This is a genomic window from Deltaproteobacteria bacterium (genome assembly GCA_009692615.1).
Taxonomy (GTDB): Bacteria; Desulfobacterota; Binatia; order UBA9968; family UBA9968; genus DP-20.
The window spans coordinates 1-25,700 of record SHYW01000010.1 but is presented as its reverse complement, the minus strand read 5'-3'; the positions used below and the strand labels follow the sequence as shown (position 1 = coordinate 25,700).

The window sequence follows — 25,700 nt, the reverse complement described above, 5'->3', positions numbered from 1 at the left end:
TCGCTACGCCACGCGACGTGGCTACTCGGGGAATCGGTTGTGAGTGTTCGTGCTCACGAGCTTGGTGTTCTTCGCGCCTTCGTGGTGAATTAGAATTCGACCTTGTTGTCGCTGCCGAATTGAGACCGGGCGCAGCATCAGCCAAGGCTGATCCGTCCTCTGGCGGATGCTGCGCCCCGGCAACCTATTTCAGGCTGACGCCGTAGCTTGCGTAGAGCTTGTCGATGAAACCGCTGTCGTCGAGTTTTTTCATCAAGCGGTTGTCGATAACGTCTTCGGCTTTGACTTCGCCGACTTTTGGGTTTCGCGTTCTCAACAGGCGTTGGGCGTTGCGTAATCCTTCGAGGACGGCGAAGGGTTTTCGATCGACGCCGTGGATGAGATCCAGGTAGGCGTCCTCGGCGCCGGCGGCGTCGACCTTGAGCCACTTCGACAAAGTCTTGAGCACCACCGGTTTGTTTCTCGGCGCCAAGGAAAAGACCAGAGCTTCAATCTCACCCTTCAAATACGCTTCGGCGGCGTCCGGGCGCTGTTGCAGCATCGCACTCGGCACCACCATGGATTGACCGATCAATAGAGATTTGAGTTGGGTGTATTCGCCCAGCACATTCATGCCGCGGGCTTTGGCTTGCTTGGTGTAGACGCCGTCGACAGCGATGGCGTCGCACAGACCGCTTTCCATGCACTGCACCTGGACGCTCTGGTCGCCGATCACTTGGAGACGAATGTTGTCGCGCTTTTCATCCAAACCCAGATGCTCCAACCAGAGGATGACGCCCATCCAGCTGGTGCCGCCGATACTGGTGATGCCAAAGGTCTTGCCGCGCAAATCTTCGGCGCGCTTGATGTTGGGACGGACGACTAGATCGTAGGTGTTGCGTGTGTTGAAAGCGGCGACGACTTTGAAATCGTGGCCGGCGGCCACCGCGGCCAACATGGCGCTGCCGCCGGTGCGGCCGATGTGCATGCTGCCGGCGGCTAATCCGGCCACCAATGTCGGCGCGCCGCGGATAAACACCGGTTCGACCTCGATACCGTACTTGGTGAAGAAGCCTTGTTCCTGGGCGAGCCAGAGCGGCACGATGCGCGCCGTGAAGGTGGCGTAGCCGACGACATATTTGGCCGGCGCCGCGGCGGCGCGCGCGTCATAAACGCCGGACGTGAGCAAGAAAATAGAAGTGACAACGACTAGAGCGAGTTGTTTTGAACGCTTCATGGACATCGACCTCCGTGAGCCGTCAGTATTCAGTTATCGGTTACCAGCGCAAGCCCAAAATTAATAAATGACCGTTGATCGCTAATAGTTATTTAAAACTCGCTCCGTGCAGCGCGAAGACTTTATCGATAAAGCCGGACTCATCCAGTTTGCGCATGATCCGGTTGTCGACCACGTCTTCGACTTTCACCTCGCTGATCTTGGGATTTCGCGGTCTCAACAATCGATGGAGATTGCGCATGCCTTCCATCGACGCGAACGGTTTTCTGTCGACGCCGCGCAGCATATCATTATAGCCTTCTTCGGCGGTGACGGCGTCGACCCGCAGCCGGCGCATGAGCATTTTGATGACCGCCGGTTTGTTCTTGGGCGCGGTGGCAAACGCGATGCCTTCGATCTCGCCTTTGATATAGTTTTCGGCGACATCGGGATATTGACGAAGAAAGTTATTCGGCATGATCGTCGATTGACTGACCAACGGCTGTTTCAGCTCGTTGGATTCGGCGATGATGTTCATGCCTTTCTGTTTCAGCAGCTTACTGTAAACGCTGTCGACGAAGACGCAGTCGACGGTGCCGGACTCCAAAGCCTGAGATTGCGTGCCCTGATCGCCGATGGATTGGAGCAGGATCTGATCGCGCTGCACGTCGAGGCCAAAGTGTTCGATCCACAACATGGCGCCGATCCAGGTGCCGCCGCCGACGCTGTTGATGGCGAGCTTTTTGCCGCGCAGCTCTTCGGCTCGTTTAATGTTCGGCCGGGTGACGACGTCGTAGGAATTGCGGCTGGAAAAAGTCGCCAACATCTTGATGTCATGGCCGGCAGCCACGGCGGACAAGACCGCAGCGCCGGCGGTGCGGCCAATCTGGATGTCGCCCGACGCCATGCCGGTCACCAGCGTCGCGCCGCTGCGCAACAGCACCGGCTCGGACTCAATGCCATACTTGGCGAAGAAGCCTTGATCGCGCGCCATCCACAGCGGCATTAAGCGCGGCGTCGTCGAGGCATAACCGATGACCAGCCGCGTTGGGGCGGTTGCGGCATGAAGGATCGTTGAAACAAGCAGGAGTATAAATCCAAATATTGCAGTTCCGAGAATATTGGCTGTGATTCGTAGATTATGCTCAATAGGCATCAACCCGGCTCTCCTTAAAATACTGAAGACTTCTCAATGTGTCCGACTTAGAACTTTTGAACCTTGAACGAATGATTATGGTTTCAACCCCTGTGCCGCGTAAACCCGGTCGATGAAGCCGCTGTCGTCGAGTTTTTGCATGATACGGCCGTCGATGACATCTTCGGCGCGCAGTTCGCCGACCTTTGGGCTGCGGAGTTTCATCAAGCGCTGAATATTGCGCATGCCTTCGACGGAAGGAAACGGTCGCCGGTCGATGCCGCGGATCAAATCCGCGTAGCCTTCCTCCGCGCCAGCCGCATCGGTTTTTAGGCGCCGCATGAGCAGCTTGATCATCGCGGATTTATTTCTCGGCGCGAAACAAAACGCCAGGGCTTCGATCTCGCCTTTCAAGTAATTTTCCACCAGGTCGCCACGTTGTTGCAGATACTGCCGCGGCACGGCGACGGCTTGGCCGAGCACGGGCTTGGTCAGATTGGCGTATTCGCCAAGAATCGTGAAGCCCTTTTGCTTGAGCCGCCGGCTATAGGCGCCGTCGAGCACGGCGGCGTCGACGATGCCGCTTTCCACCGATTGGGTTTGGGTGTTTTGATCGCCGATCGCCTGCAAATGAATTTGATCGCGCTGTGGATCGAGGCCCAACTGTTCCAGCCACAGTAGCGCGCCCATCCAAGTGGTGCCGCCGATGCTGGTGACGGCCATTTTTTTGCCGCGCAAGTCCTCCGGCCGTTTGATGTTGGGGCGGGCGACCAAGTCGTAGGGGTTGCGTGAAGAAAAGTTGGCGATGATTTTGAAATCATGGCCGGCCGCGATGGCCGATAAGGTCGCGCTGCCGCCGCTGCGGCCGATCTGGATCTCGCCCGAGGTCATGCCAGCGACCAGGATCGGAGCACCGCGCACGTACACTTGCTCGGTGTCGATGTCATACTTGTTGAAGAAGCCTTGTTCCTGGGCGACCCAGACCGGCGCGATGCGGGCGTTGTGGGTGGCGTAGCCGACGATCAGCTTGGTGGCCGCGAAAACGTTGGACGCGAGCGGGTGCTGCAGTGCAATTAGAATAATAAGGCTGATGACGAAATTTGTCGGATGCCGCCTGATGGTTATGCTCGCGCCGTGTAACATGGGGTTCTCCGAAGTAATCCTTCCAGAGCCTTGCTCGATTATTTCAGACTGATCCCCTGTGCCGCGTAGGCCTTGTCGATGAAGCCGCTGTCGTCGAGCTTTTTGACCAAACGCGCGTCGTTCAGCTCTTCGAGATTGACCGCGCCGATCTTGGGGTTCTGGGCTTTCATCAAACGCTGCACATGGACCAGGCTCTCGACGGTGGGGAAGGGTTTGCGGTCCATGCCGCGCAGCAGATCGAGGTAGCCTTCCTCGGCGGGGCCGGCGGCGGTTTTCATTCGGCGCATGAGAGTTTTGATGACCGCGGCTTTATTCTTCGGCGCCAATACGTAAGCCAGCCCTTCGATCTCCGCTTTCAACAGATTCTCCAACATGTCGCCGCGCTGTTGCAGCAGGCTCTTCTGCACCACTAGCGCCTGGCTGATGAACTGGTATTTTAGATCGGAATATTCGCCCAAGACGGTGAAGCCCTTGGGCTTGACGCGGCTCGAATAGATGCCGTCGAGGATCGCCGCGTTGACCACGCCGGCGTCGAGGGCTTGGACGGTCAGCGCCTGCTCGCCGGTGGGCTGCAATTGCATTTTATCGCGCTGGACATCGAGGCCGAAGTGTTCGAGCCAGAGCAGGAGCGCCATCCAGGTGGTGCCGCCGATGCTGGTGAGGCCGATGCGCTTGCCGCGCAAGTCTTCGGGCCGCTTGATGTTAGGCTGGGAGATCAGATCGAAAGTGTTGCGGCTGCCGAAGGTGGCGATGATTTTCAAATCCTGGCCGGCGGCGACCGCCGCCAAGGTGGCGCTGCCGCCGGTGCTGCCGATATGGATGTCGCCCGAGGCCAGGCCCGAGACTAACAGCGGCGCGCCGCGAATGAATACCGGCTCGACATCGAGGCCGTATTTGTTGAATAGGCCGAGTTCCTGGGCGATCCAAAAGGGCAGTGCCCGAGCGCCGGGCGCGGCGTATCCGAGGATGATTTTCCCCGGCGCGGCGGCGAAGGAATACACCGCAAGACTAAACGAAGCCGATATGATTAACGCAACGGCGAATAATTTGGCGCACAACCGATCGAGTTTCACCTTGCCTCCAACATTTTCTAATTCCAGCGCGGGTTCCGTTCTAACCGCCGGCGGTTACGGTTTGGTCCCCTGGGCTGCATAGGCTTTATCAATAAATCCGCTGTCGTCCAACCGCTTGACGATGCGGTTGTCGATCACGTTGTCGATTTTGACCTCGCCGATCTTGGGATTACGCAGCGCCATGAGCCGCTGCACGTTGCGCATGCCTTCGGCGGAGGCGTAGGGCTTGCGGTCGACGGCGCGGTGCAGGTCGAGGTAGCCTTCCTCGGCGGTGGCGGCGTCGATGCGCAGCCGGCGCATGAATGTTTTAATCACCGTCGGTTTATTTTTCGGCGCCAGCGAGAAGGCGATGGCTTCGACTTGGGCCTTCAAGAGATTCTCCAGCATATCGGGCCGTTGCTGCACGTACTTGCCCTGCACGACGATGGCCTGGCTGGTGTATTGCTGCTTAAGATCGGCAAATTCGCCGGTGATGTTGAAGCCTTGTTGCTTTAAGCGCCGGCTGAAGACGCCGTCGAGCACCGCGGCGTCGATGATGCCGTTTTGCAAAGCTTGCATTTGCACGGTCTGGTCGCCGATGACTTGGATCTGGATTTTGTCGCGCTGGTCGTCGAGGCCGAAGTGCTCGAGCCAGAGCATGATCCCCATCCACACGGTGCCGCCGATGCTGGTGACGCCAAAGTGTTTGCCGCGCAGGTCTTCGGCTCGCTTGATCGACGGCCGGGTGACCAGATCGTAGGTGTTACGACTGGAAAAGGCCGCGAGCATTTTCAAATCATGGCCGGCGGCGATGGCGGCGAGCGTTGCGCTCCCGCCGGTGCTGGCAATTTGAATATCGCCCGACGCCAGTCCGGCGACCAGAGTTGGCGCGCCGCGGATGAAAATCTGCTGCGAGTCGATGCCGTACTTGGCGAAGATACCTTGCTCCTCGGCGATCCACAGCGGCATCACCCGCGCGCTCATGGCGGCGTAGCCGATGACGAGTTTCGACGGCGCGGCGGCGAAGGCACTAGGGAATTGGCAGAGAGATAGGATGAGGAAGATCACGGCGCAATGTTGGTGTCGATAATTCATGGCCTGTCCTCCGTCGAAAAGAAGTTCGGATTTAACCACGAAAAACACGAAACACACGAAAGGTTCGGAGGATTCGGAGGGCGGGTCGTGACCCGCCCGACTTGTGAATCTTTTGCTCTGTGATCTCTGTGTGCTCTGTGGTGAATAGTCTTCATTTCAAGCTCGCGCCCTGGGCGGCGTAGGCGCGGTCGATGAAGCCGGACTCGTCGAGCTTGCGCATGATTCTATCGTCGACGACGTTTTCGACTTTGATATCGGCGAGTTTGGGATTGCGCGGTCTTAAAATTCTCTGAATGTTGCGCATGCCTTCAAGGGACGGAAACGGTTTGCGGTCGACGCCGCGCAGAAGATCCTGGTAGCCTTCCTCGGCGCCGGCGGCTTCGGTCTTGAGCCGTTTCATCAGCAGCTTCAACACCGCCGGTTTGTTTTTCGGCGCCACGGCGAACGCCAATGCTTCGACCTCGGACTTCAAGTAGTTCTCGGCGATGTCGGCATGGCGGTTGAGAAACGCTTGGGGCACCACCATCGCTTGGCCGACGATGGCGGCTTTCAAATCGGAATATTCGCCGAGCATGTTGAAGCCCTTGGCGCGCAGCTGCTTGCTGAACACGCCGTCCAAGCCGGCGGCATCGGCGATGCCGGTCTCCACCGCTTGCATCTGCACCAACTGATCGCCGACGACTAACAGCTGAATGTTGTCGCGCTGGGCATCGAGGCCGAAATGTTCGAGCCACAACATCACGCCCATCCAGGAGCTGCCGCCGATGCTGGTGACGGCGATTTTTTTGCCGCGCAGCTCTTCGGCGCGTTTGATATTGGGCCGTGCCATCAGGTCGTAGCTGTTGCGGCTCGAGAAGCTGGCGATGACTTTAAAATCATGACCGGCGCCCACCGCGGCAAGCGTCGCGCTGCCGCCGCTGCGGCCGAAATGAATATCGCCCGACGCCATGCCGGCTACCAAAGTCGGCGCGCCGCGCAGATAAACTTGCTGAGATTGAAGCCCATATTTCGCCAAGATGCCTTGTTCCTCGGTGATCCACAGGGGCGCCACGCGCGCGTTCATCGCAGCGAAGCCGATGACTACCTTGGTCAGAGCCGCGGCTGCCATGGCGGGTGGACGCGAGTGTATGAATAGCAATGCAATGATGACGAAGGTTCTGAGCACGAGCATGGGAATTCATCTCCAGTCGGAAATTATTTTACGCCGTAGTCGCCGAGCACGCGGTCGTTGAAGCCGCTCTTTTCCAGTTCTCTGACCAAGGAGTCGTCGATGACCTCTTGGAGTTTGATCTGGCCGATCTTCGAATTGCGCGTTTGCAGGAGGCGTTGAATGTTGCGCAGGCCGTCGAGGGAGGGAAACAGTTTCTTGTCGATACGTTTGAGCAGATCCTGTAGGCCGTCTTCGGCGGCCGTGGGGTCGGTGATGTTGAGCCGTTTGCTGATCACGCGCAGCACGGCGCCATGTTTGCTCGGGCTTAATACAAAGGCATGGGCTTCGGTTAGGGCGCGGATGACATTGCGCAGCAGCTCGGTTTGCGTCGTCATCATGCTCTGCTTCACGACCACTGCCGAGCCTAACATTTGCACCTTTTCGAGTTCGCTCAAGACGTTGTAGCCGGCGCGTTTGAATTGCGAGATTAGATTGCCGGTGACCAGCGCGCCGTCGAGATTGCCGGCTTCGAACGCCTTGGCGATGATGCGCATATCGCCGAAGGCGGAGACGATTAACTTATCTTTGTCGGGATTGATCCCCAACTGTTCGAAGGCCAACATCGCCGCCATCCAGCCGGAACCGCCGATGCTGGTGACGCCGACGCGCTTGCCGCGTAGGTCTTCGGCTTTCTTGATGTCGTGGCGCACCACCAGATCGTGCAGCACGCGCCCCTGGCTGGCGGCGATGATTTTCAAGTCCGTGCCGCCGGCCACCGCGCCGAGGATCGCCGTGCCGCCGGTGTAACCGATTGCCAACGCGCCGGAATTGATCGCCGCGATCAGCGTCGGTGCTCCCGGCATGAAAACTAAATCGGCATCGATGCCGTACTTGGTGAAAAACTTTTCGTCCTGAGCAACCCAAAGCGTCGTCGACGCGCTGCTGATGGTGGCGTAGCCGACGGCGATTTTGGTCGGCGCCGCCGCGGCTAGGACGGAGAGAGACGGCAAAGAATTTAGGATTCCGAAGAGAAACGCGGCGAATCGGATGCGGTGATACCGTTTCATTGTCGTGAAAGTTCCTTTCGGATCGATCTAACCACAAAGAGCGCAAAGTTCACATAGGAAAAAAGCGGAAGAGGGCGCGATGAATCGCGACCCTACGTGATTAAATTTTCTAATCCTGAAATTGTTTTAGCCACTGGGCGATGACTTCGACCATCTGCGGCGTGTGGCGGTTGTAGAAGTGGTTGGCGCCGTCGACCCTTTGATACTTCGAGCGGCCGCCGGCGGCGGCGACGATTTCTTGGGCGTACTCGTGAAAGAACGGCGGCTCGGCGCCGCCGGCGATGGCAAGCACTGGGCAACCGACGTTTTTCGCGTGGGGCCGGCAGTCGTTGCGATCGTCTTTGGCATACTTGTTCAAGTGCGTGCGCGCGGTGAAGATCCCTGGATTGACGCCCACCGGCACCATCATCAGTTCCTCGCTCTTTCCTTCCGCTACCATCTGCTCGGCGTTGGCGATTAACTCGCGAAACTCAGGATAGCGTTCGACGCGCTCCGAGTAGAACTGCTTCGGCGCCGAGCAGGCAACGATGCTCGCGATGTCAGCGCGCTGTTGCGTGCCCTGATAAATAATCGACTTGATGGCACCCAGGCTGTGGCCGATGAGAATGAAGCGCCGGTAGCCGCGCGCTTTGAGAAAGTCGATGGCCGCGTCGAGATCCGCAACGCAGTCTTCGAGATTCTCATAGGCCGAGCCGCCGAACTTCTGCAAATTCCCCGCCCGCGCGATCCAATCATGGCCGCGCGTGTTGATGACGAAACTGTGATGGCCGCGCGCTGCAAGTTCTTGACCGAAACTAAACAGCGGCGGCAAATAAAAATTCATCGCCACGCCGTGGACTAAGATTAGCGCCAGATCGGATTGCTGATCCGGCGGCGTCAACAGCGCGCCGTGGAGCCGCTCATTGTCGGCGGTTTTGAAACTGTGGATATGGGTTTGGTAGTTCATAAATAATTTTAACGTTTATGATATGATGCTTGGCTGCTGTCAAGGTGATCAAAATTGACAACGACAATGAAAATGCGTCAATGACTAGCGTTCGAATCTTGCATAAACATCGATGAATTACTGTAAATACCGCAAAGCTAACGAAGCGTGTGTCGGTGAGCTTGAGTCGTAAACAGGACTACGATGCGTTATCTCCGATTCGTAATTCCTAACCGAAGCGAGGAGTCTGGGTATCGCTACGGATTTCTGCGCGGTGCCGAGGTCATTCAGAAGCGCGGGGTATTGCCGGATTATGAGGACGAGCGACTCGAAGAGATTTTCAAATGGTTCAATAAAAATCTACCCGTGCCAGCCCGCGTCTCCCGGAAAAGAAATAACTCTCACAAGAACCATCGTGGACTAGCGTGGTTCAAAGACACAGCGGTAGATCACATTCGTCTGGCTAGAGAAGTTGTTGAACTCATGCGCCTTCATGGTGTCGTCGTGGAAACGGTAACAACCGATCGGCCGGGGTTCATTGTCTACGAAGATGATTTTCAAGTTGTCGCCGAGCCGTTTTCGGATTCGGGCGCGTGACGTAATGTCGGGGGACTAAGGACCTCGAACAAGATTTCCGATACCGCTTGCCGGACGCGCGGAGTTGGCTTCTAGGCGAGAAATTCAAAGCTACTTCCCTCCGTATTCCGCAGTCATCCTCTCAAAAAACCCGCTGTCCTCAATTTTCTTGACGATGCTGGAGTCGATCAGGGTTTCTATTTTTAAGCTGCCGATTTTCGGATTCCCCGGCGCCAGCAATCGTTGCAGGATGCGCATGCCTTCTAACGAGACATCGGGTTTGCGCGCTTCTTCTAAACGCACGAGCGTGGACACGTCTTGGTAGGCGCCTTCGGCGATGGCGGGATCGGTCATGCGGAATTGTTTGGTCAGGGTTTCCATGACGACGGCTTTGTTTCTCGGGTGGCCGGTGTAGAGCATGCCTTCGATGAGCGCCATCATGACGTTTTGCAAGGTCTCGGCGTTTTGCTGCAAATAGGGGCGCTCGACTAAGACCGTCATGCCGACCGATGAAAGCCGGGTTTCTTCGCAGCGGCCGAGGACGGTGAAGCCTTTAGCGCCGAGGCGGCGGCTTAAAAACGGCGGCACCACCGTGGCGTCGATGAGGCCGGATTCCAGCGATTGGGCGAGCACGGTGACGTCGCCGATGACGAGCATCTGAATATTGTCGCGCCGCTCGTCCATGCCGAGGTGTTCCAACCATACGGGCGCGGTTTTCCACACGCCGCCGCCGACGCTTTGTACGCCGAAGCGTTTGCCGGCCAACTCTTTGGCGCTCTTGATGTTGGGCCGGGCGACGATGTCGAGGCTCTCGCGGCTGCTCAAGCTGGCGATGATCTTCATGTCGCGGCCGCCGAGGGTTGCGGCGATGGCGGTGGGTGCGCCGCCGTAGGCGATCTGCGTGTCGCCGGAAACCAGCGTAGCGATTTGCGCGGGATTGCCGCGCACCCAGACGACTTTCGAATTGACGCCGTATTTGCCGAAAAAGTTTCGCCGCTGGGTGACCCAAAGCGGGATCGAGGTTGTGCTCATGCTGGCGTGGGAAATGATCACCTCGCCCGGTGCAGCGTGGAGATTGGTTTGAGATATAGCGATAACGATCAAGACGAATATGACGGATAAGACCGATCGGCCTAAACATTTCATTAGAGTGGCCTCCAAAACTGCTGTGAACGACTTGTCTGGGATTAGTTGTTCCAAATATAGCTTTAATCGAATGAGCCAAGCAAATTAAAAAGAGGCGCGCCCGCGCCCGCTGGGATTTTGGTGGTTGCGTTGGTTCGTTAGGTCGGAAAGGGCGAGCCAAATCTATTCTTGACTTAGTTAGTTGAATTACTTAGTTTGAACCTTCCTTGGAGCATGCAATATGAAAGTCGGTTCTAAAGCGTATTACGGATTCCTCGCTTTGGTTGAGTTGGCGAACAATTATAAAATCCGCCGCACCACTCAAGTCAAAGAGATCGCCAAGGATCAAGATATCCCTTCCGAATACCTCGGTCAGATCATGGTGCTACTCAATCGCGCGCGCTTGGTGCATGGTTCGCGCGGGCCCGGCGGCGGCTACATCTTGGCGCGGCCGCCGGAGACGATTTCTGTCAAGGAAGTGATCGAGGTTTTGGAAGGGCCGTTCGTCAGCCCAGATGTCCGACCGAAGAAAAAAAACGGCAGCGGCGCGCTGGCGACGGAGCGCTTGATGCAGGCGTGGGGCAAGGGTGTGGCGGCGATGGAGGCGGTCTTGGAAGACACGACCCTCGCCGATCTGTGTAAGCCGGAGCAGGAATCGTACATGTATTATATCTAGTTTGTGCTGCGGATTTTTTTTGAGACAATAACTGACTAACTCAATCAACTTACTTTTGTAATGGTGCCGTTTGCCAATCGCGCTGGAGGTCATAGACCATGGACAAGCTAACTTGGAAAGACAAACTCGCGGAGAAAATCCCCGCCGAGCTCGGCCGCGAGATCGATATCTTCGAGCAGCAGATGGAGCTGCGCAAGCAGGGTAAGATCGACGAGAAAGTTTTCGCCGAGACCCGTCTGCGCCGCGGCATCTACGGCCAGCGCTACGACAACGGCCAGCGCCACGACGGCAAGCGCGTGCAAAAGTTAAATCTCTCCGCCGATCTGGTCAAAGGGCCGGATACCATGTGGGACGCGCCGGGGATGATGCGGATCAAGATTCCCTTCGGCGGCGTCACGCCCGAACAGTTGTATACGCTCGCCGACCTGTCCGAAGAGTATGCCGACGGCGTGACGCACGTGACCACGCGGCAGGATTTTCAGTTTCACTTCGTTCATATCGACGACACACCCGACCTGATGCGGCGGTTGGCTGCGGTTGGCGTGACGACTCAAGAAGCTTGCGGCAACGTCGTGCGCAATGTCACGGCTTGCCCTCTGGCGGGCATCTGCCACGAAGAAACTTTTGATACGACTGCTTACGCCAAAGCTTGCGCGAAATTTCTCATGGGCCATCCCGATACCCAAGATTTTGGCCGCAAAGTTAAAATCGCCTTTTCTGGCTGCGAGCAAAATCCCTGCGGCCTGGTGACGATGCACGACATGGGCGCCATCGCCAAGACTCGCGTGGTCGACGGCAAAAAACAGCGCGGCTTTGCTTTTTACGTCGGCGGCGGTTTGGGTTCGGTGCCTACAAAGCTAAATTGTTCGACGAGTTTCTGCCCGAAGCGGAATTACTGCCGACCATGCAGGCGATCTCGCGGGTGTTCGCGCGCTTGGGTGAGAAACGCAATCGTGCGCGCGCGCGAATCAAATTTCTGATCGCCCACTTGGGCATCGACGAATTCAAAAAACTGGTGGTGGAGGAGCGGCAAAAACTTTCTCCCGATCGGCGCTGGACCGATTTCCTCGCCTGCGTAGACGATCGCTCCGAGGCGCAACTCAAGCCCGGCGTGAATCTCAACGGCCAGCAACGGCCGGAGGGTTTCGCTGCTTGGTACGCGACCAACGTTTACAAACAAAGACAGCCCGGCTACGTCGCGGCGACGGTGACGCTGCCGTTGGGCGATGCCAGCGCTGATCAGATGCGCGCGCTGGCCGACATCGCGCGCCGCTTCGTCAAAGACACGCTGCGCACGACGGTGGAGCAGAACATACTTTTTCGCTGGGTCAGCGAAGCGGATTTGCCGGAATTTTATCAAGCGATCAAGGCGATCGGTTTGGGCGCGGCGGACGCGGCGACGATCGTTGACGTGACCTCTTGCCCCGGCACCGACACTTGCAAGTTGGGCATTGCGTCGTCGCGCGGTTTGGCGCGGGAGCTGCGCCAGCGTTTGGGCGAGAAGAGTTTGCAGTTGGACGAAGCGGTGAAAAATCTCCGCATCAAAGTCAGCGGCTGTTTCAACTCCTGCGGCCAGCATCACATCGCCGACATCGGCTTCTACGGCATCAATCGCAATATCAAAGGCTTCGCCGTGCCGCATTTCCAAGTGATTCTCGGCGGCAAGTTTCACGATAACGCCGGCGAGTACGGCCTCGCCATCGGCGCGGTGCCGTCGAAGCGGATTCCCGAAGCGGTTTCGTCTATCACAGAATATTACGTGCGCCAGCGGCTGAAGGACGAGCGGTTTCAAGACTTCGTCGCGCGGGTGGGTAAAAAAGCCGTAAAAGATTTGCTCGACGATTTGACCAAGATTCCCGCCCACGACGTGGACCGCAGTTATTACAGCGACTGGGGCGATCCGCGCGAGTTTACCCTCGCCGACATGGGCGTCGGCGAATGCGCCGGCGAAGTGGTGAGCCAAGCGGAATTCACGCTGGCCGCCAGCGAACGCGAGCTGTTCGAGGCTCAATTATTATTAGATGCGGGCCACGCCCAACCGGCAGTCAAGGCGGCTTACGCTTCCATGGTGCGCGCGGCGCAGGGTTTAGTGAAGGATTACAACCCGGCGATTTCGGAACATGACGATCAGATTATCGCCGAGTTCACCCAGCGCTTCTACGACACCCAGCTTTTCTGGGACAAATACGCCGGCGGAAAATTCGCCGAGTATTTATTTAAAGCCAAGGAGTTTGTCGGCGCGGGCAAAAGCGCCGACGCTGACCGCGCCGTGCAGTTGCTCCAAGAAGCGCAGTTGTTCATCGACGCGGCGCATGATTGCCATATCAAGACGCGCGGCGTCGCGCCGGGCGCGGCGACGATCGCACCGACGGCGCAGGCGAGCGCGTGATGGACTTAGGTACGAAGTGAACGTGAAGAAAATCCCCCTTGGTCTCCCTTTTTCAAAGGGGGAAAAACCGAGATCGATTCCCCTCTTTGAAAAAGAGGGGTTAGGGGAGATTTTCTTTTCTCGCGCGGCACCAGATATCGATCGCAGCAAAGACCGGGAGTGAAAATGGAACTGCAAAAAATGAACGTCAAATTATTCGTCGAACAGCCTGATAGGATTGCCCTGACGGATTTCATCGATATCTTTCACGGTTGGATTCAGGCCACCGACGGCGTCTATCACGACGTTGCCGATTACAGCCACATGCAGGCCGGGCCAGGAATCGTTCTGGTCGCCAATGATTCGCACGTCAGTATTGACGAAAGCGGCAATCGGCGCGGTTTGGTGTTCGCACAGAAGGCGCAGCTGGCCGGTTCCAAACAAGCGAAACTACGGGCGGTGTTACGCGGCGCGCTGGAAAATTGCCGCAAGCTCGAAGCCGAGCCGGCGTTACGCGGCAAGCTGCGCTTCGCGGCCAACGAAGCGGTGATTTCGCTCAATGACCGGCGGCGCGGCGAGAATTCGCAAGCAGCGTTCGACGCCATCAAAGGCGATGTTCAAGTGGTGGCGTCACAGTTGTTCGGCGGCGCGGCGGTGAACGTGGCGCGCGACGATGATTCGCGCCAACGGCTGAACGTTCACATCAAAACTGCCGCGGCTCTCGATCTGAGTAAGGCATTGGCGAATTTGCCGCGGGATTGAGAGTGACTTGACTGACATGGCTACTGGCAAAGTTTATCTCGTCGGCGCTGGACCGGGCGATCCAGGGTTGATGACCGTGTGCGGGATGCAATTGCTTCATGCGGCGCAAGTCGTCGTTTACGATCAACTGGTCAATCCGGTGCTGCTTGAAGAAGTCTCGCTTGATGCAGAACGAATCTTCGTCGGCAAGCAGGCGGGGCGCCACTGCATCGCCCAAGGCGAAATCAATTCGGTTTTAATCAACTACGCCCAGCGCGGCTGTGAAGTCGTGCGCTTGAAGGGCGGCGATCCGTTTGTCTTTGGCCGGGGCGGCGAAGAAGCGGAAGCGTTGGCCGATGCCGGCATAGCTTTCGAAATAGTTCCGGGCGTGAGTTCGGCGGTCGCGGTTCCGGCCTACGCCGGCATTTCTCTGACTCATCGAGATTACGCTTCGTCTTTCGCTGTGGTCACTGGACATGAGGCGATCAAATCCAAGTCTTCCGTCGATTGGGCCAAGCTCGCCACCGCAGTCGACACGCTGGTGATTCTCATGGGGTTGCACAATCTGCCGGCGATCGTCGCCGCGCTGGTCGCTCATGGCCGGTCGCCGCAAACTCCAGCGGCGGTGATTCAGCAGGGCACCACGGTGCAGCAGCAAAAAGCGATCGGCACGTTGGTCGACATCGTCGAGAAGAGTGCGGCACTCAAAGCGCCGGCGCTGATCGTCGTCGGCGAGGTGGTGCGGTTGGCGGATAAATTGGATTGGTTCGCCCACGACTTCGTGCCGTCCTGCGACGAATTGTCGGATCGACGGGAAGATTTGTCGTTGCGACCGTAGACGCAGCGCCACACTGTCCCGCTCGCCCCGCGTCAAGACCTGCTTTACAAGATCGTAAAAAATTCACCCACGAAAAACACGAACCACACGAAATAAGAGAGTCTTCAAATCCGATCTTCGTGCTTTTCGTAGTTCTCCCGTGTGGGATTCTCTTGTTGGCGTGTTTCCCATAGCGCGCGGATTTTATCTTCCGTTCGGCTTGTCTATCTTGGCGTCCAAGAGTTAGATTGTGCGCAACGAACATGAGCTACTTTCCGATCTACCTCGAAATGACCGGTCGGCGCTGTTTGGTGATCGGCGGCGGCGCGGTGGCGGAGCGCAAGGTTGCCGGCTTACTGGAAGCGGGGGCGGATGTGGTCGTGATCAGTCCTGAAGTGAGCGGCAATATTTTGCGCTGGTCCAAAGAGAAGTCCGTTGACTGGATCGCGCGTCAGTATCGGTCCGGCGATTTGACTGAATACGAGATTGCCTTCGTCGCCACCGACGATGGCGGCGTGAACCGGCAGGTTTTCACCGAGGGGCGCAAGCTCGGCGTCTGGGTCAACGCGGCGGACGATGCGGCGCACTGCGATTTCATTTTGCCCTCGGTGCTGCGCCGCGGCGATCTCACGGTTGCGGTTTCCACCGGCGGTAAGAGTCCGGCGTTGGCGCGGACCATCCGCGAAGAGCTGGAAGTTTATTTCACCGACGAATACGCCTTGCTGGCGAATCTCGCCGCGCAAGTGCGCGATGAATTGCATGCGCGGGCAATTACAGCGCCGTTCGAAGCTTGGCAGCGCGCCTTGAGCGGCGAGGTGCGCCAACTGCTCATGCGCGGCGACTTGGTGCGGGCGAAGAGTCTGTTGCTCAGAGAATTGGGCGTGGCCGCATAGTTCGATATTCAATCTCATGGAATCCAACCCGCGAAATAACTTGCAAGGCTTGAAAGTTGTCTCCTTTGAGAGCCGGCGCGCTAAGGAGATGGCGGAGCTGATTCGCCGCTATGGCGGCGAGCCGATCGTCGCGCCGTCCATGCGCGAAATTCCTTTGACCGAGAACCGCGCCGCGCTCGATCTCTTGCCGGCCATCGAAGCGGGCAACTTCGACATTGTCATTCTCATGACCGGCGTCGGCACCAAGACGCTCAACGAAATTCTATTGAGTGAATTTTCTCAAGATAGAATTGTCGCGGCATTGAAAATTGTGCAGCTTGTCGCGCGCGGGCCCAAGCCGGCCGCGGCGTTGAAAGAGTTGGGACTCCAAGCAGGGCTGATCGTGCCGGAGCCCAATACTTGGCGCGAAGTTATCTCGACGTTGGCGGCAACGCTGGATCTGCGCGGCAAGCGCATCGCGATTCAAGAATACGGCGTCACCAATGCGGAATTGATTTCTGCGCTGCAAGTTCACGGCGCAACGGTGGTGTCGATTCCGATCTATCGCTGGGCGTTGCCGGAAGATCTCGCGCCGCTACGTGGGGCGATGGAAAAGATTCTCGACGGCGCAGTCGACATTGCGTTGTTCACCAACGGCGCTCAGGTGGAGCATCTGTTCAAGATCGGCGCCTATGACAAAGCGGAGGAGGGCTTGCGACAGGCTTGTAAGAAAATCGTCGTCGGTTCGGTGGGCCCGGTATGCACGCAAGTGCTTGGGCAATTCGGTCTCACGCCGGATATTGAACCGGTGCATCCGAAGATGGGCGCGCTCATTGCCGAGGTCGCTGCGCGGGCGCCCTCTGTACTCTCCAGCAAAAAAACAACTTAACGCTTGGTCTTCAGCTTTCCTAATTCTTACCCTCGCCCGCTTCAGCCGAAGGCTGATCCGCCTCAGGCGGCTGCGGGAGAGGGAAGGGTGAGGGCAAGCGAAATCAACTTGACTGCTTAGTGAATTGCCAATATGTCTTCGTCTGTTCGCCGCAATGATGATGCCGATGATGCCAAATTTTGCTCGACTGTTTTTGGCAATGCTCGCGGTTTGCGTGTTCGCCTCTACGCCATTGCACGCGGCTCAAGCGAAGAAGCTGCGCCTGGCGTTTAGCGCTTTTGCTTACGCGAACCCGCCGTTCTGGATTGCTCACGAGTTAAAACTGTTTGAGAAATATGGCGGCTACGAAACCGAGTTGATCTACGTCGGCGGGTCGCGGCCGATTCAAGCGATGCTCGGCGGCTCCATCGACGTTTCACAAGTCGGCGGCGCGGCGGCGGTAGCGGCCGCGGCCAGTGGCGCGGAGATCGCGCTGCTCGGCACGGTTTTCACGCGGCTGACCTTCGCGATTCACGCCAGTCCGCAGATCAAGCAGATCGGCGATCTCAAAGGTAAGACGCTCGCCGCCGGCGCGGTGGGAGGCAACAGCTATTTCGCTGCGTTGGCGTTCTTGCGCCATTTCAATTGGGCGGCCAATCGCGATGTCGGCGTGTTGCCGGCCGGCGGTTCTCCCGAAGTGCTCGCCGGACTGTTGCAGGGAAAATTTCAAGCCGGTGTGTTGACGCCGCCGTCTTCGCTCGCCGCGGCGAAAGCGGGTTATCGCGAAGTTTTCGATCTTGCCGGTTTGGATTTTCCGTTTCCGGTGATCTCCGTGGTCGCGACGCGCAAATTCATCGACGCCAATGCCGAAGTGATTCTCAACGTGTTGTGCGCGACTTCGGAAGCGATTTATCTCTACAAGACGCGGCCCGATCTGACTTTGCCGGTAGTGGCGAAATACATGCGCGTGCCCAAGGACGATCCGGCGGTGGCACAGGCGCAGGAAACACTGGGCAAATTTTTAAATCAGTATCTGACGCCGTCGCCCGAGGGCATCAAGTTCGTCTTGGATGTGCTCGCCGAGCGGCAGCCGGCGTTGAAGAACAAGAACCCCTACGATTTTATCGATGGCCGATTTGTCCGCAAGCTTGAGGAGGAAGGCTTCTTCAAAAAGCTTGCGACCAAATAGAAAGAAGTGACTATGCGTGGCGCGGATGCTCTTGTCGATATTCTTCAAACCGAAGGCGTGAAATTCGTCTCGACGTTTCCCGGCGACGATATTTTACCGATCTTCGATGCCTTGCATGAAAACGGCACGATCCCTTTGATCCTCACGCGTCACGAGCAAGCGACGGTGTACATCGCCGACGGCTACGCGCGCAGCACCGGTGAAGTCGGCGTGGCGATGGTGACCAAAGGGCCGGGGCGCTGCAATGCCTTCACCGCCATCGTCAATGCGTTTACCGACTGCGTTCCTCTCGTGGTCATCTTCGGCCACAGCTCGCGCAAGTAGTTGGCCAAGGGCATGCTGCAAGAAGTGCCTTATCTCGACGTGTTTCAATCGATGGCCAAGTGGACCTTCAGCGTGCCGTCTGCGGAGCGCATCCCTGAAGTGTTTCGCCGCGCGTTTACGCTGGCGCGCTCGGGACGGCCGGGGCCGGTGATCATCGATATGCCGCAGGACATCAGCATGGCGCAGGCGGAGATGCCGCCCTATTTCAAAACGCGGCGCGTGCGTTTCGGTCCCGATCCTGACGATGTCGAAAAGTTGATCGAACTTTTGCAGCAGTCGAAAAAGCTGCTGATCTACGTCGGCCGCGGCGCGCTCTGGTCGGGCGCGACCGAGGCGCTGGTTAAACTCGCCGAATCCTACGCGCTGCCGGTGATGGCGACGCTGCCGGCGAAGGGCGCGATGCCGGAGGATCATCCATTGTGTTTAGGCCTCGGTGGTTTTCCGCGCGCGGTTTACAGCACTGGGCAGTCGCGCAAGTTTGCCGAGGAAGCGGATTTGGTGATTGCGCTTGGATGCAGTTTTCGCCAGCACGCGACTTCAGGTTGGCTGCCCAAGCCGGCGCACGCGAAACTGGTTCAAGTCGACATCGACGCCGCGGAGCTGCACAAAAATTATCCCGCCGATCTGGTGATTCTTTCCGACATTCAACTTTTTCTGCGCGCGATGCTGTTACAGGGAAAAGAAAAGCTCGCGGCTTATCGCAAGGGCATGGCGGCGGATGTCGCGGCGGAAATTCAAGATCTCAAAAACAAGTGGCTCGATTCCTGGAATCCGCGGCTCACATCCGACGAAGTCCCGATCAATCCGTATCGCGCCTGTTGGGACATTACCCATCAGCTCGATGCCAAGAAAACGATCTTGCTGCACGACGCCGGCGTGACCCGGGCCTACGTTTCGCATCATTATGAAGCACTCAATCCGTTGGGCTTCATCGGCTTCGGCGGCACCAGCGCCATGGGCTGGTCGACGCCGGCGGCGATGGGCGCTAAGCTTGGCAATCCCGACAAGACCGTGGTGAATTTTACCGGCGACGGATCGTTTGGCATGACCGGCATGGAGATCGAAACCGCGGCGCGCAATGACATCCGCACGTTGACCGTGATTCTCAACAACGAAAGTTTAGGCGCCAGCCGGGAAACTTTGCACGAGCGCTTCAAAGGCCATGAGATCGGCATCTCGTTGCGCGGCGACTACGCCGGCGTGGCGCGGGCGCTCGGCGCTTACGGCGAGCGCGTCGAGAAACCGGATGAACTGAAACCGGCGTTAGCTCGCGCGCTAGCGCATCAAGGCCCATCCGTGTTGGAAGTTGCCGTGAAGCCGTTGGAGCCACGGCCGTGGCGGTCGGAAGGCGGAGTGTGAGGGAGAATTCAAGATTCCAAATTTCAAATTCAAAATTATTTAGGAGATTTTGATGCTTTATAACAAAGAACGGTTGCTGGCGTTGATGGACAAACATGATCTCGCCGGCGTGGTCGCGGCGACGCCGGAGAATATTTTTTACTTGAGCGGTCATGCGTCGTGGAGCCAAAACGGTTATCGCTACGGCGGCTCGCAAGTCTACGTCGTTTATCCGCGCGATCCGGCGCACAAGCCGGCGCTGCTGATTCCCGGCGGCGACGTCGGTTACGCGTCGCTGGAAGACGTGCGCATCGAAGAAAAATATATCTACGGCCGGCCACGCAATCCGCATGTCGCCGATATGAATAAGCTCACCGCCGTCGAGCAGCGCACGGTGAAGTTGGCCGGGAGCGATTCGAAAGGACTGACGCCGGAAAAAGCGTTGGCGCAATTGATTCAAGATAAAGGCATGGCCAACGGGCGCATCGGCATGGATCACTTCGCGATTCCGATCACGCAGTACGAAAAGATTCGCGCCAATTTGCCCCAGGCGACGCTCTTGCCCGCGTCGATGTTTTTTCGCTACGTGCGCATGATCAAGACGCCGGATGAAATTCAGCGGCTGCGCGAGGCCGCCGAGGTCAACGAAGAGGCGATCAATTCAATGCTGCGCGCCTGCCGTCCGCGCGTGACCGAGAATGAGCTGGCGAGCATTTACAAAGGTGAGATCGCCAAGGCTGGCGGGCAAGTTTATTGGATGCACATGGCGGTGACCCGCGGCGGCAACTTTCCGGCGATCAAAGATAACGTTTTGCAGAAGGGCGATATCTTTCGTGTCGACATGGGCTGCTCGATCAACGGCTATCATGCCGATGTGTGCAAATCTGGCTCGGTCGGCGCCGCGCCGACGGCGGAACATCGCAAACGCTACGACGCGATCCAAGCGGGCGTGTTGAAGTCGGTGGAAACGCTCAAGCCCGGCGTTCGTCCGCAAGAACTTTATGAAACTATGATCGCCGGCGTGCGCGCCAACGGCTTGCCGAATTATTCGAACTTCTTTCTCGGCCACACGATAGGTTTGGAAGCGCGCGAGTTTCCGTTCCTGCTCGGTCCTGCTGAAGAAGTCGACGATCCGTTTCTCCCCAACACCACCAACATTCCGGTCGAGCCCGGCATGACGATGAATCTCGAAGCCTCGAACCACGAAGCCGGCTGGGGCACGGTGCAAGTGGAATACACCTGCGTTGTGACGCAGACCGGCCACGAACATCTGATTCATCCGGAGCAGAAGTTGCTAACGTTGCCGTTGGAGTGAGCACTCGATGAGACTTCACGGAGTCGTCGTGTTTCAATGATTGATGTACGCGCCTAGGCGTTGTTGCTCGTTGCGATTGGCATCGCAGCTATAGTGTGGCTGAACCGAATGATAGATGGCGCTCAACCTCAAAGCGCATTCTGGGCGTCGGTGATGGCTGCGCTCCCTGGCGGAGGCTTTTTGTTAGAAATATGGCTTTTACGCGGTCGCCAAGAACTGTTTGAGCTGTTTTTTGTTGGTCCAACGCTCGTCTGGATTGTTGTCGGGTGCATAGCACTGACCAAGAGCTTCAAAGTGTGGCCTTTGTCTCGCCAATTTAGTTCATATCAAATACTCCGCATTCTGAATGCGAGCGTGTGGGTCGTATCGTCTTTTTTTGCTTGGCTAGGAATGATTTATGTCTAGGATGTGATTGTGATCCGGAGTGTTCTAAGAACGTCTGCCGCGACCGAGACCGGACATGGTATTTGATATTCCCGGAGCACGAATTCGAGACTTGCCAACCTAGTTGCGGGCCGATACAATTCACACACTACGTTCGGGTATCGATGGAGAAATTATGGAGACTATAACGGTGTCGCCCAAGTTCCAAGTTGTTATCCCTAAAGAAATGCGCGAGACGCTCAAGCTTACGCCAGGTCAGAAAGTCCAGGCGTTGCTCTACGAAAACCGCATCGAGCTCATACCCGTGCGATCGATAAAAAAGATGCGAGGCTTTCTCAAAGGTATCGATACCGACGTGCCACGAAACACAGACCGCGTGTGAATGTTGTCGACTCCTCCGGCTGGCTTGAATATTTGGCCGATGGGCCGAACGCGGATTTTTTGCTCCTCCCATTACAAATAGGACAGAATTGATTGTACCGACCCTGATTCTATTCGAAGTCTTTAAGCGGGTTCTACAGCAACGCGGTGAGAGCGACGCCCTGCAGGCGGTAGCTCTCATGCACCAAGGAACGATCGTTGAGTTGACCGCGCCACTTGCTCTAACCGCCGCTCGCGTTAGCCTCGACGAAAGAATCCCGATGGCCGATAGCATCATATTGGCAACAGCGCGCGCCTATCGAGCGACACTGTGGAGCCAAGACAGCGATTTCGCCGGCATCTCCGACGTTAGATACCGCGCCAAGAAATAGCGTAGCTCGGAAATGGAAATGCGAAACGCGGGGCATGCGATCGTTCCGAGGAATTCACGTTGTCATCTTCAAGTGAACATCTCTCTATTGTTCAACTCAGATCACTACCGCTAGGCTTTCTCTGGTTGACTTCGCCGCACTGAATTAGTAGGTTACACAGTTAGTATAATGCTCAATGACTCCAGCTGTTTGGCAGGTATTCACCGCCCATTTTACGGAATTTTTGGCAGCGCCGATGGCATGCGGGGTTTACGACAATTCGGATTTCGGAAAGGACATCGTCGCCGCTCATGAGTAATTCCTCTGGCACCATTCCCAATAACCAACATATCCTAAAATGGGTCAACCAAATGGCGGCGATGTGCCGGCCGGACAATGTCTACTGGTGCGACGGTTCTGAGGCCGAGCGGGAAAAGTTGACACAAGTCGCGGTGCAGTGCGGTGATCTCATGCCGCTCAACCAGAAAGAGCAGCCGGGAAGTTACCTCCATCGCAGCGCGCTGAACGATGTCGCGCGCACGGAAAATCTAACCTTCGTTTGCACCGAGCAGCAAGAAGAAGCTGGGCCGAACAATAATTGGATGGCGCCGTCGGAGGCCTACGATAAGCTGTCGAAGATTTTCACTGGCTCGATGCAGGGCCGCACGTTGTATGTGATTCCGTTTCTGATGGGACCGCTGGGTTCGACGTTTAGCAAGGTCGGCATTCAAGTCACCGACAGCGTCTACGTCGTGCTCAACATGCGGCTCATGACTCGCATGGGCAAAGTGGCGCTCGATCATCTCGGCGATTCGGACGACTTCACGCGCTGTCTGCATTCCAAGGCCGACCTCGACATGGAGCGGCGCTTCATCTGTCACTTCCCGCAAGACAACACCATCTGGAGCGTCGGCTCCGGTTACGGCGGCAATGCTTTGCTGGCGAAAAAATGTTTGGCGCTGCGCATCGCCAGCAAGCTCGGCCAAAAAGAAGGCTGGCTGGCTGAGCATATGTTGATCGTCGGCATCGAGAGCCCCGACGGCGAGATCACTTACATCTGCGGCGCCTTCCCAAGCGCCTGCGGCAAAACTAATTTGGCCATGCTCGTGCCGCCGGCACCGATGAAAGGCTGGAAGATTCACACCGTCGGTGACGATATTTCTTGGCTGCGCGTCGGTTCGGATGGAAGACTTTGGGCGATCAATCCGGAAGCGGGCTTCTTCGGCGTCGCGCCGGGCACTGGTTCGAAAACCAACCCCAGCGCCATGGCGACGGTTAGGAAAGATACCATCTTCACCAACGTCGCGCTCCGATCGGACGGCACGGTATGGTGGGAAGGCCACGACGATCCGACGCCCAACAACGCCGTCGATTGGCGCAGCAAAGCCTGGGATCCCAACAGCGGCCAGCCGGCAGCCCATCCTAATTCGCGCTTCACGGTTTCCCTCAAGCAATGTCCGACCTATTCACCGGAATGGGAAAAACCCGAAGGCGTGCCGATCAGCGCGATTCTGTTCGGCGCCCGGCGCAATAAATTAGTTCCGCTGGTCTATCAATCGTTCAATTGGCAGCATGGCACCTTCCTCGGCGCGACATTGGCTTCGGAAACTACTGCGGCGGCGACCGGCGCGGTGGGCGTGGTGCGGCGCGATCCGATGGCGATGCTGCCGTTCTGCGGTTACAACATGGGCGACTACTGGGGCCATTGGTTGTCGATGGCCAAGCGCGCCAGCAATCCGCCGAAAATTTTTCGCGTCAACTGGTTCCAACGCAACGATCAAGGCAAATTCATTTGGCCGGGCTTCGGCGAAAATTTACGCGTGCTCCGTTGGGTCATCGATCGTTCCAAGGGCGCGGGTGAAGCGGACGAGACCGCCATCGGTTATGTGCCCAAGGCCGCGGCGCTCAACGGCGACGGCTTGGATGTTTCCAAAGCCGATTTGAATCAATTGGTCAGCATCGACCGCGAAGGTTGGAAGAACAATCTCAAGAGTCAGGGCGAATATTTCGACTCCTACGGCGATCACTTGCCGAATGGCATCAAGGAAGAGCACAAAGCTCTAGCCGGAAGGCTCAAAGGTTAAGTGGAGGTTCTTATGGCGCGCGGACATCATGACGTAGGCGGACTGCCGGGTGCGGGAGCCATCGAAGTTGCCGACCATCCGCTTTCGGACTGGGAAATCCTCGCCGACGCGGTCAATCAAGCTCTCGGTGCCCGCGGTATCAAGCGCACCGACGAGATGCGCCGGGCGCGCGAAGAGATGGATTCCGCCGCCTACCGCGACATGAGTTACTACGAGCGCTGGATCGCCAGCATCGAAGCGATTCTCATCGAAAAAAATATTCTCAGCAAAGCGGAAATCGATGAAAAGCTCGCCGAGTTTGAATCGAAGTGGGGCGAGCCGTGAGTCCGGCGACGGGCAGGTTCAAGACCGGCGACCGGGTTCACGTCAAATTCGAAGACCGCCCCGGCCATCTGCGCACGCCCTGGTATATTCGCGGCAAATCGGGCTGGGTTGAAAAAGTCTACGGCGATTTTTTAAATCCCGAACTGCTCGCTTTCGGTAAAGATGGCTTACCGAAAAAGACACTTTATCTCGTCGCTTTCAATTTCACCGATGTCTTTGCCAAGCCGGGCGGCGCAAAGGACAAAGTGCTCGTCGATATCTACGATCATTGGTTGGAACCGTTGGCTTGAGGGAGGATCGCAAGATGGCTGATACGGTTATCGATGCCCACGGGCATGAACATCCCAAACATGAGCTGAGTCATTATGCCAAGCGCATTTATGCGATCCGCGAGCTGTTGGTCGCGAAAGGCGTGATCAGCGAAAAAGACATTCAGTGCCAGATCGAATATCAGGAAGCGCGCACGCCGGCCAACGGTGCTAAGTTAGTCGCCCGCGCCTGGACCGATGCGGATTTCAAAGCGCGCTTGATCGCCGATCCCAAAGCGGCCTGCGCCGAGATGGGCATTGACGCTACGGCGATCAATGAGTTCGTGGTTTTAGAAAATACCGAAACACTTCGCCACATGGTGGTTTGTACGCTTTGCTCCTGCTATCCCCGGCCGATTCTCGGTCGGCCGCCCGATTGGTATAAAAGTTTTAACTACCGCCAGCGTTCGGTGGCCGATCCGCGCGGCGTCATGCGCGAGTTCGGTTTGGCATTGACCGACGACATTGAAGTGCGGGTGCACGATAGCACCGCGGATATCCGTTACATCGTCTTGCCCATGCGCCCCGCTGGAACTGAAGGTTGGAGCCTCGCCGATTTAGAAAAACTGGTGACCCGCGATAGCATGATCGGCGTCATGGATGCGCTGCCGGCGCTGCCTGAATAGGTTTTTCCGGTTCCATTTCCGCTCTTAAAGCCGCCACCTTGTTTGGCTGATCATGGTTTTGCCCGCAAAGCGCTGGCGCAAACATTTCGGTTGATTTTTCTTGCTAGTCGCCATACCATTTAGGGAACCTCTGAACAACTGCCCTGGAAGCAGGGCAGCGGAAGATAGATCGTTTTTTTCGTAATGAGTTACAGTTTTTGCGAAGTTATATCAGATTACATTTTGCTCTCGTGGTTAATAGGGTCCTTAGTTTTGCCTCGATTTGCCCCCGT

The 25,700-nt window shown here is 57.1% G+C and carries 26 protein-coding genes and 1 pseudogene; 18 read left to right on the top strand and 9 right to left on the bottom strand.

The window, feature by feature from the left end:
- Window positions 1-184: 184 nt before the first annotated feature.
- The 8 genes from EXR70_03900 to EXR70_03865 form a co-directional block, all read right to left on the bottom strand.
- Window positions 185-1,222, bottom strand: coding sequence for an ABC transporter substrate-binding protein (locus EXR70_03900; protein MSP37615.1), 1,038 nt, complete (start codon window positions 1,220-1,222; stop codon window positions 185-187).
- An 82-nt stretch (window positions 1,223-1,304) separates the two neighbouring features.
- Window positions 1,305-2,351: an ABC transporter substrate-binding protein gene (locus tag EXR70_03895; GenBank protein MSP37614.1), complete on the bottom strand. Its 1,047-nt coding sequence runs from the start codon at window positions 2,349-2,351 to the stop codon at window positions 1,305-1,307.
- A 75-nt stretch (window positions 2,352-2,426) separates the two neighbouring features.
- Window positions 2,427-3,473: a hypothetical protein gene (locus EXR70_03890; protein ID MSP37613.1), complete on the bottom strand. Its 1,047-nt coding sequence runs from the start codon at window positions 3,471-3,473 to the stop codon at window positions 2,427-2,429.
- 38 nt (window positions 3,474-3,511) lie between these two features.
- On the bottom strand, window positions 3,512-4,573 hold the full coding sequence (locus EXR70_03885; GenBank protein MSP37612.1) for an ABC transporter substrate-binding protein: 1,062 nt from the start codon (window positions 4,571-4,573) through the stop codon (window positions 3,512-3,514).
- Between the two features lie 27 nt (window positions 4,574-4,600).
- Window positions 4,601-5,620 (bottom strand): ABC transporter substrate-binding protein, encoded by a 1,020-nt coding sequence (locus EXR70_03880; protein MSP37611.1) that lies wholly within the window; start codon window positions 5,618-5,620, stop codon window positions 4,601-4,603.
- 151 nt (window positions 5,621-5,771) lie between these two features.
- Window positions 5,772-6,791: an ABC transporter substrate-binding protein gene (locus tag EXR70_03875; protein ID MSP37610.1), complete on the bottom strand. Its 1,020-nt coding sequence runs from the start codon at window positions 6,789-6,791 to the stop codon at window positions 5,772-5,774.
- 23 nt (window positions 6,792-6,814) lie between these two features.
- The gene (locus tag EXR70_03870; protein ID MSP37609.1) at window positions 6,815-7,837 is read right to left on the bottom strand and encodes an ABC transporter substrate-binding protein; all 1,023 of its coding nucleotides are present in this window, start codon (window positions 7,835-7,837) and stop codon (window positions 6,815-6,817) included.
- 109 nt (window positions 7,838-7,946) lie between these two features.
- On the bottom strand, window positions 7,947-8,783 hold the full coding sequence (locus EXR70_03865) for an alpha/beta fold hydrolase (GenBank protein MSP37608.1): 837 nt from the start codon (window positions 8,781-8,783) through the stop codon (window positions 7,947-7,949).
- A 183-nt stretch (window positions 8,784-8,966) separates the two neighbouring features.
- Between EXR70_03865 and EXR70_03860 the strand changes: the two genes are divergently transcribed.
- The gene (locus tag EXR70_03860) at window positions 8,967-9,359 is read left to right on the top strand and encodes a hypothetical protein (GenBank protein MSP37607.1); all 393 of its coding nucleotides are present in this window, start codon (window positions 8,967-8,969) and stop codon (window positions 9,357-9,359) included.
- A 90-nt stretch (window positions 9,360-9,449) separates the two neighbouring features.
- Here the strand turns inward: EXR70_03860 and EXR70_03855 are convergent, their stop codons facing one another.
- Window positions 9,450-10,484 (bottom strand): ABC transporter substrate-binding protein, encoded by a 1,035-nt coding sequence (locus tag EXR70_03855; GenBank protein ID MSP37606.1) that lies wholly within the window; start codon window positions 10,482-10,484, stop codon window positions 9,450-9,452.
- Window positions 10,485-10,704: 220 nt separating this feature from the next.
- Here EXR70_03855 and EXR70_03850 point away from each other — a divergent pair, with 220 nt between their 5' ends.
- From EXR70_03850 to nthA, 17 genes and pseudogenes are all read left to right on the top strand, one after another.
- Entirely contained in the window at window positions 10,705-11,139 is a 435-nt protein-coding gene (locus EXR70_03850; GenBank protein ID MSP37605.1) for an Rrf2 family transcriptional regulator, read from the top strand.
- Window positions 11,140-11,237: 98 nt separating this feature from the next.
- The gene (locus tag EXR70_03845; GenBank protein MSP37604.1) at window positions 11,238-12,119 is read left to right on the top strand and encodes a nitrite/sulfite reductase; all 882 of its coding nucleotides are present in this window, start codon (window positions 11,238-11,240) and stop codon (window positions 12,117-12,119) included.
- Window positions 12,044-13,528, top strand: a complete 1,485-nt coding sequence (locus EXR70_03840) for a nitrite/sulfite reductase (GenBank protein MSP37603.1) — start codon at window positions 12,044-12,046, stop codon at window positions 13,526-13,528. Before EXR70_03845 ends, EXR70_03840 begins: the two co-directional genes overlap by 76 nt.
- A gap of 165 nt (window positions 13,529-13,693) precedes the next feature.
- On the top strand, window positions 13,694-14,269 hold the full coding sequence (locus EXR70_03835) for a hypothetical protein (GenBank protein MSP37602.1): 576 nt from the start codon (window positions 13,694-13,696) through the stop codon (window positions 14,267-14,269).
- A 16-nt stretch (window positions 14,270-14,285) separates the two neighbouring features.
- On the top strand, window positions 14,286-15,086 hold the full coding sequence (gene cobA, locus EXR70_03830) for a uroporphyrinogen-III C-methyltransferase (protein ID MSP37601.1): 801 nt from the start codon (window positions 14,286-14,288) through the stop codon (window positions 15,084-15,086).
- A 242-nt stretch (window positions 15,087-15,328) separates the two neighbouring features.
- Window positions 15,329-15,958: a bifunctional precorrin-2 dehydrogenase/sirohydrochlorin ferrochelatase gene (locus EXR70_03825; GenBank protein MSP37600.1), complete on the top strand. Its 630-nt coding sequence runs from the start codon at window positions 15,329-15,331 to the stop codon at window positions 15,956-15,958.
- 16 nt (window positions 15,959-15,974) lie between these two features.
- Complete coding sequence (locus EXR70_03820; GenBank protein ID MSP37599.1) at window positions 15,975-16,826, top strand: uroporphyrinogen-III synthase; 852 nt, start codon at window positions 15,975-15,977, stop codon at window positions 16,824-16,826.
- Between the two features lie 154 nt (window positions 16,827-16,980).
- Window positions 16,981-17,994: an ABC transporter substrate-binding protein gene (locus EXR70_03815; protein MSP37598.1), complete on the top strand. Its 1,014-nt coding sequence runs from the start codon at window positions 16,981-16,983 to the stop codon at window positions 17,992-17,994.
- 12 nt (window positions 17,995-18,006) lie between these two features.
- Window positions 18,007-18,318 (top strand): hypothetical protein, encoded by a 312-nt coding sequence (locus EXR70_03810; GenBank protein ID MSP37597.1) that lies wholly within the window; start codon window positions 18,007-18,009, stop codon window positions 18,316-18,318.
- 12 nt (window positions 18,319-18,330) lie between these two features.
- A complete protein-coding gene (locus tag EXR70_03805; GenBank protein ID MSP37596.1) occupies window positions 18,331-19,677 on the top strand; it encodes a hypothetical protein in 1,347 nt (448 codons plus the stop codon).
- Between the two features lie 52 nt (window positions 19,678-19,729).
- Window positions 19,730-20,971 carry an aminopeptidase P family protein gene (locus tag EXR70_03800; protein MSP37595.1) on the top strand — a complete coding sequence of 414 codons (1,242 nt, stop codon included), beginning with the start codon at window positions 19,730-19,732 and terminating at the stop codon, window positions 20,969-20,971.
- Window positions 20,972-21,530: 559 nt separating this feature from the next.
- Window positions 21,531-21,737, top strand: a complete 207-nt coding sequence (locus EXR70_03795) for an AbrB/MazE/SpoVT family DNA-binding domain-containing protein (GenBank protein MSP37594.1) — start codon at window positions 21,531-21,533, stop codon at window positions 21,735-21,737.
- Window positions 21,734-22,107, top strand: a pseudogene (locus EXR70_03790) (type II toxin-antitoxin system VapC family toxin). Before EXR70_03795 ends, EXR70_03790 begins: the two are co-directional and overlap by 4 nt.
- Window positions 22,108-22,397: 290 nt before the next feature.
- Window positions 22,398-24,170, top strand: a complete 1,773-nt coding sequence (locus tag EXR70_03785; GenBank protein MSP37593.1) for a phosphoenolpyruvate carboxykinase (GTP) — start codon at window positions 22,398-22,400, stop codon at window positions 24,168-24,170.
- A 12-nt stretch (window positions 24,171-24,182) separates the two neighbouring features.
- Complete coding sequence (locus tag EXR70_03780; GenBank protein MSP37592.1) at window positions 24,183-24,494, top strand: nitrile hydratase subunit beta; 312 nt, start codon at window positions 24,183-24,185, stop codon at window positions 24,492-24,494.
- Complete coding sequence (locus tag EXR70_03775) at window positions 24,491-24,784, top strand: nitrile hydratase subunit beta (protein ID MSP37591.1); 294 nt, start codon at window positions 24,491-24,493, stop codon at window positions 24,782-24,784. Before EXR70_03780 ends, EXR70_03775 begins: the two co-directional genes overlap by 4 nt.
- A gap of 14 nt (window positions 24,785-24,798) precedes the next feature.
- Window positions 24,799-25,428, top strand: coding sequence for a nitrile hydratase subunit alpha (nthA, locus tag EXR70_03770; protein ID MSP37590.1), 630 nt, complete (start codon window positions 24,799-24,801; stop codon window positions 25,426-25,428).
- Window positions 25,429-25,700 lie beyond the last annotated feature (272 nt).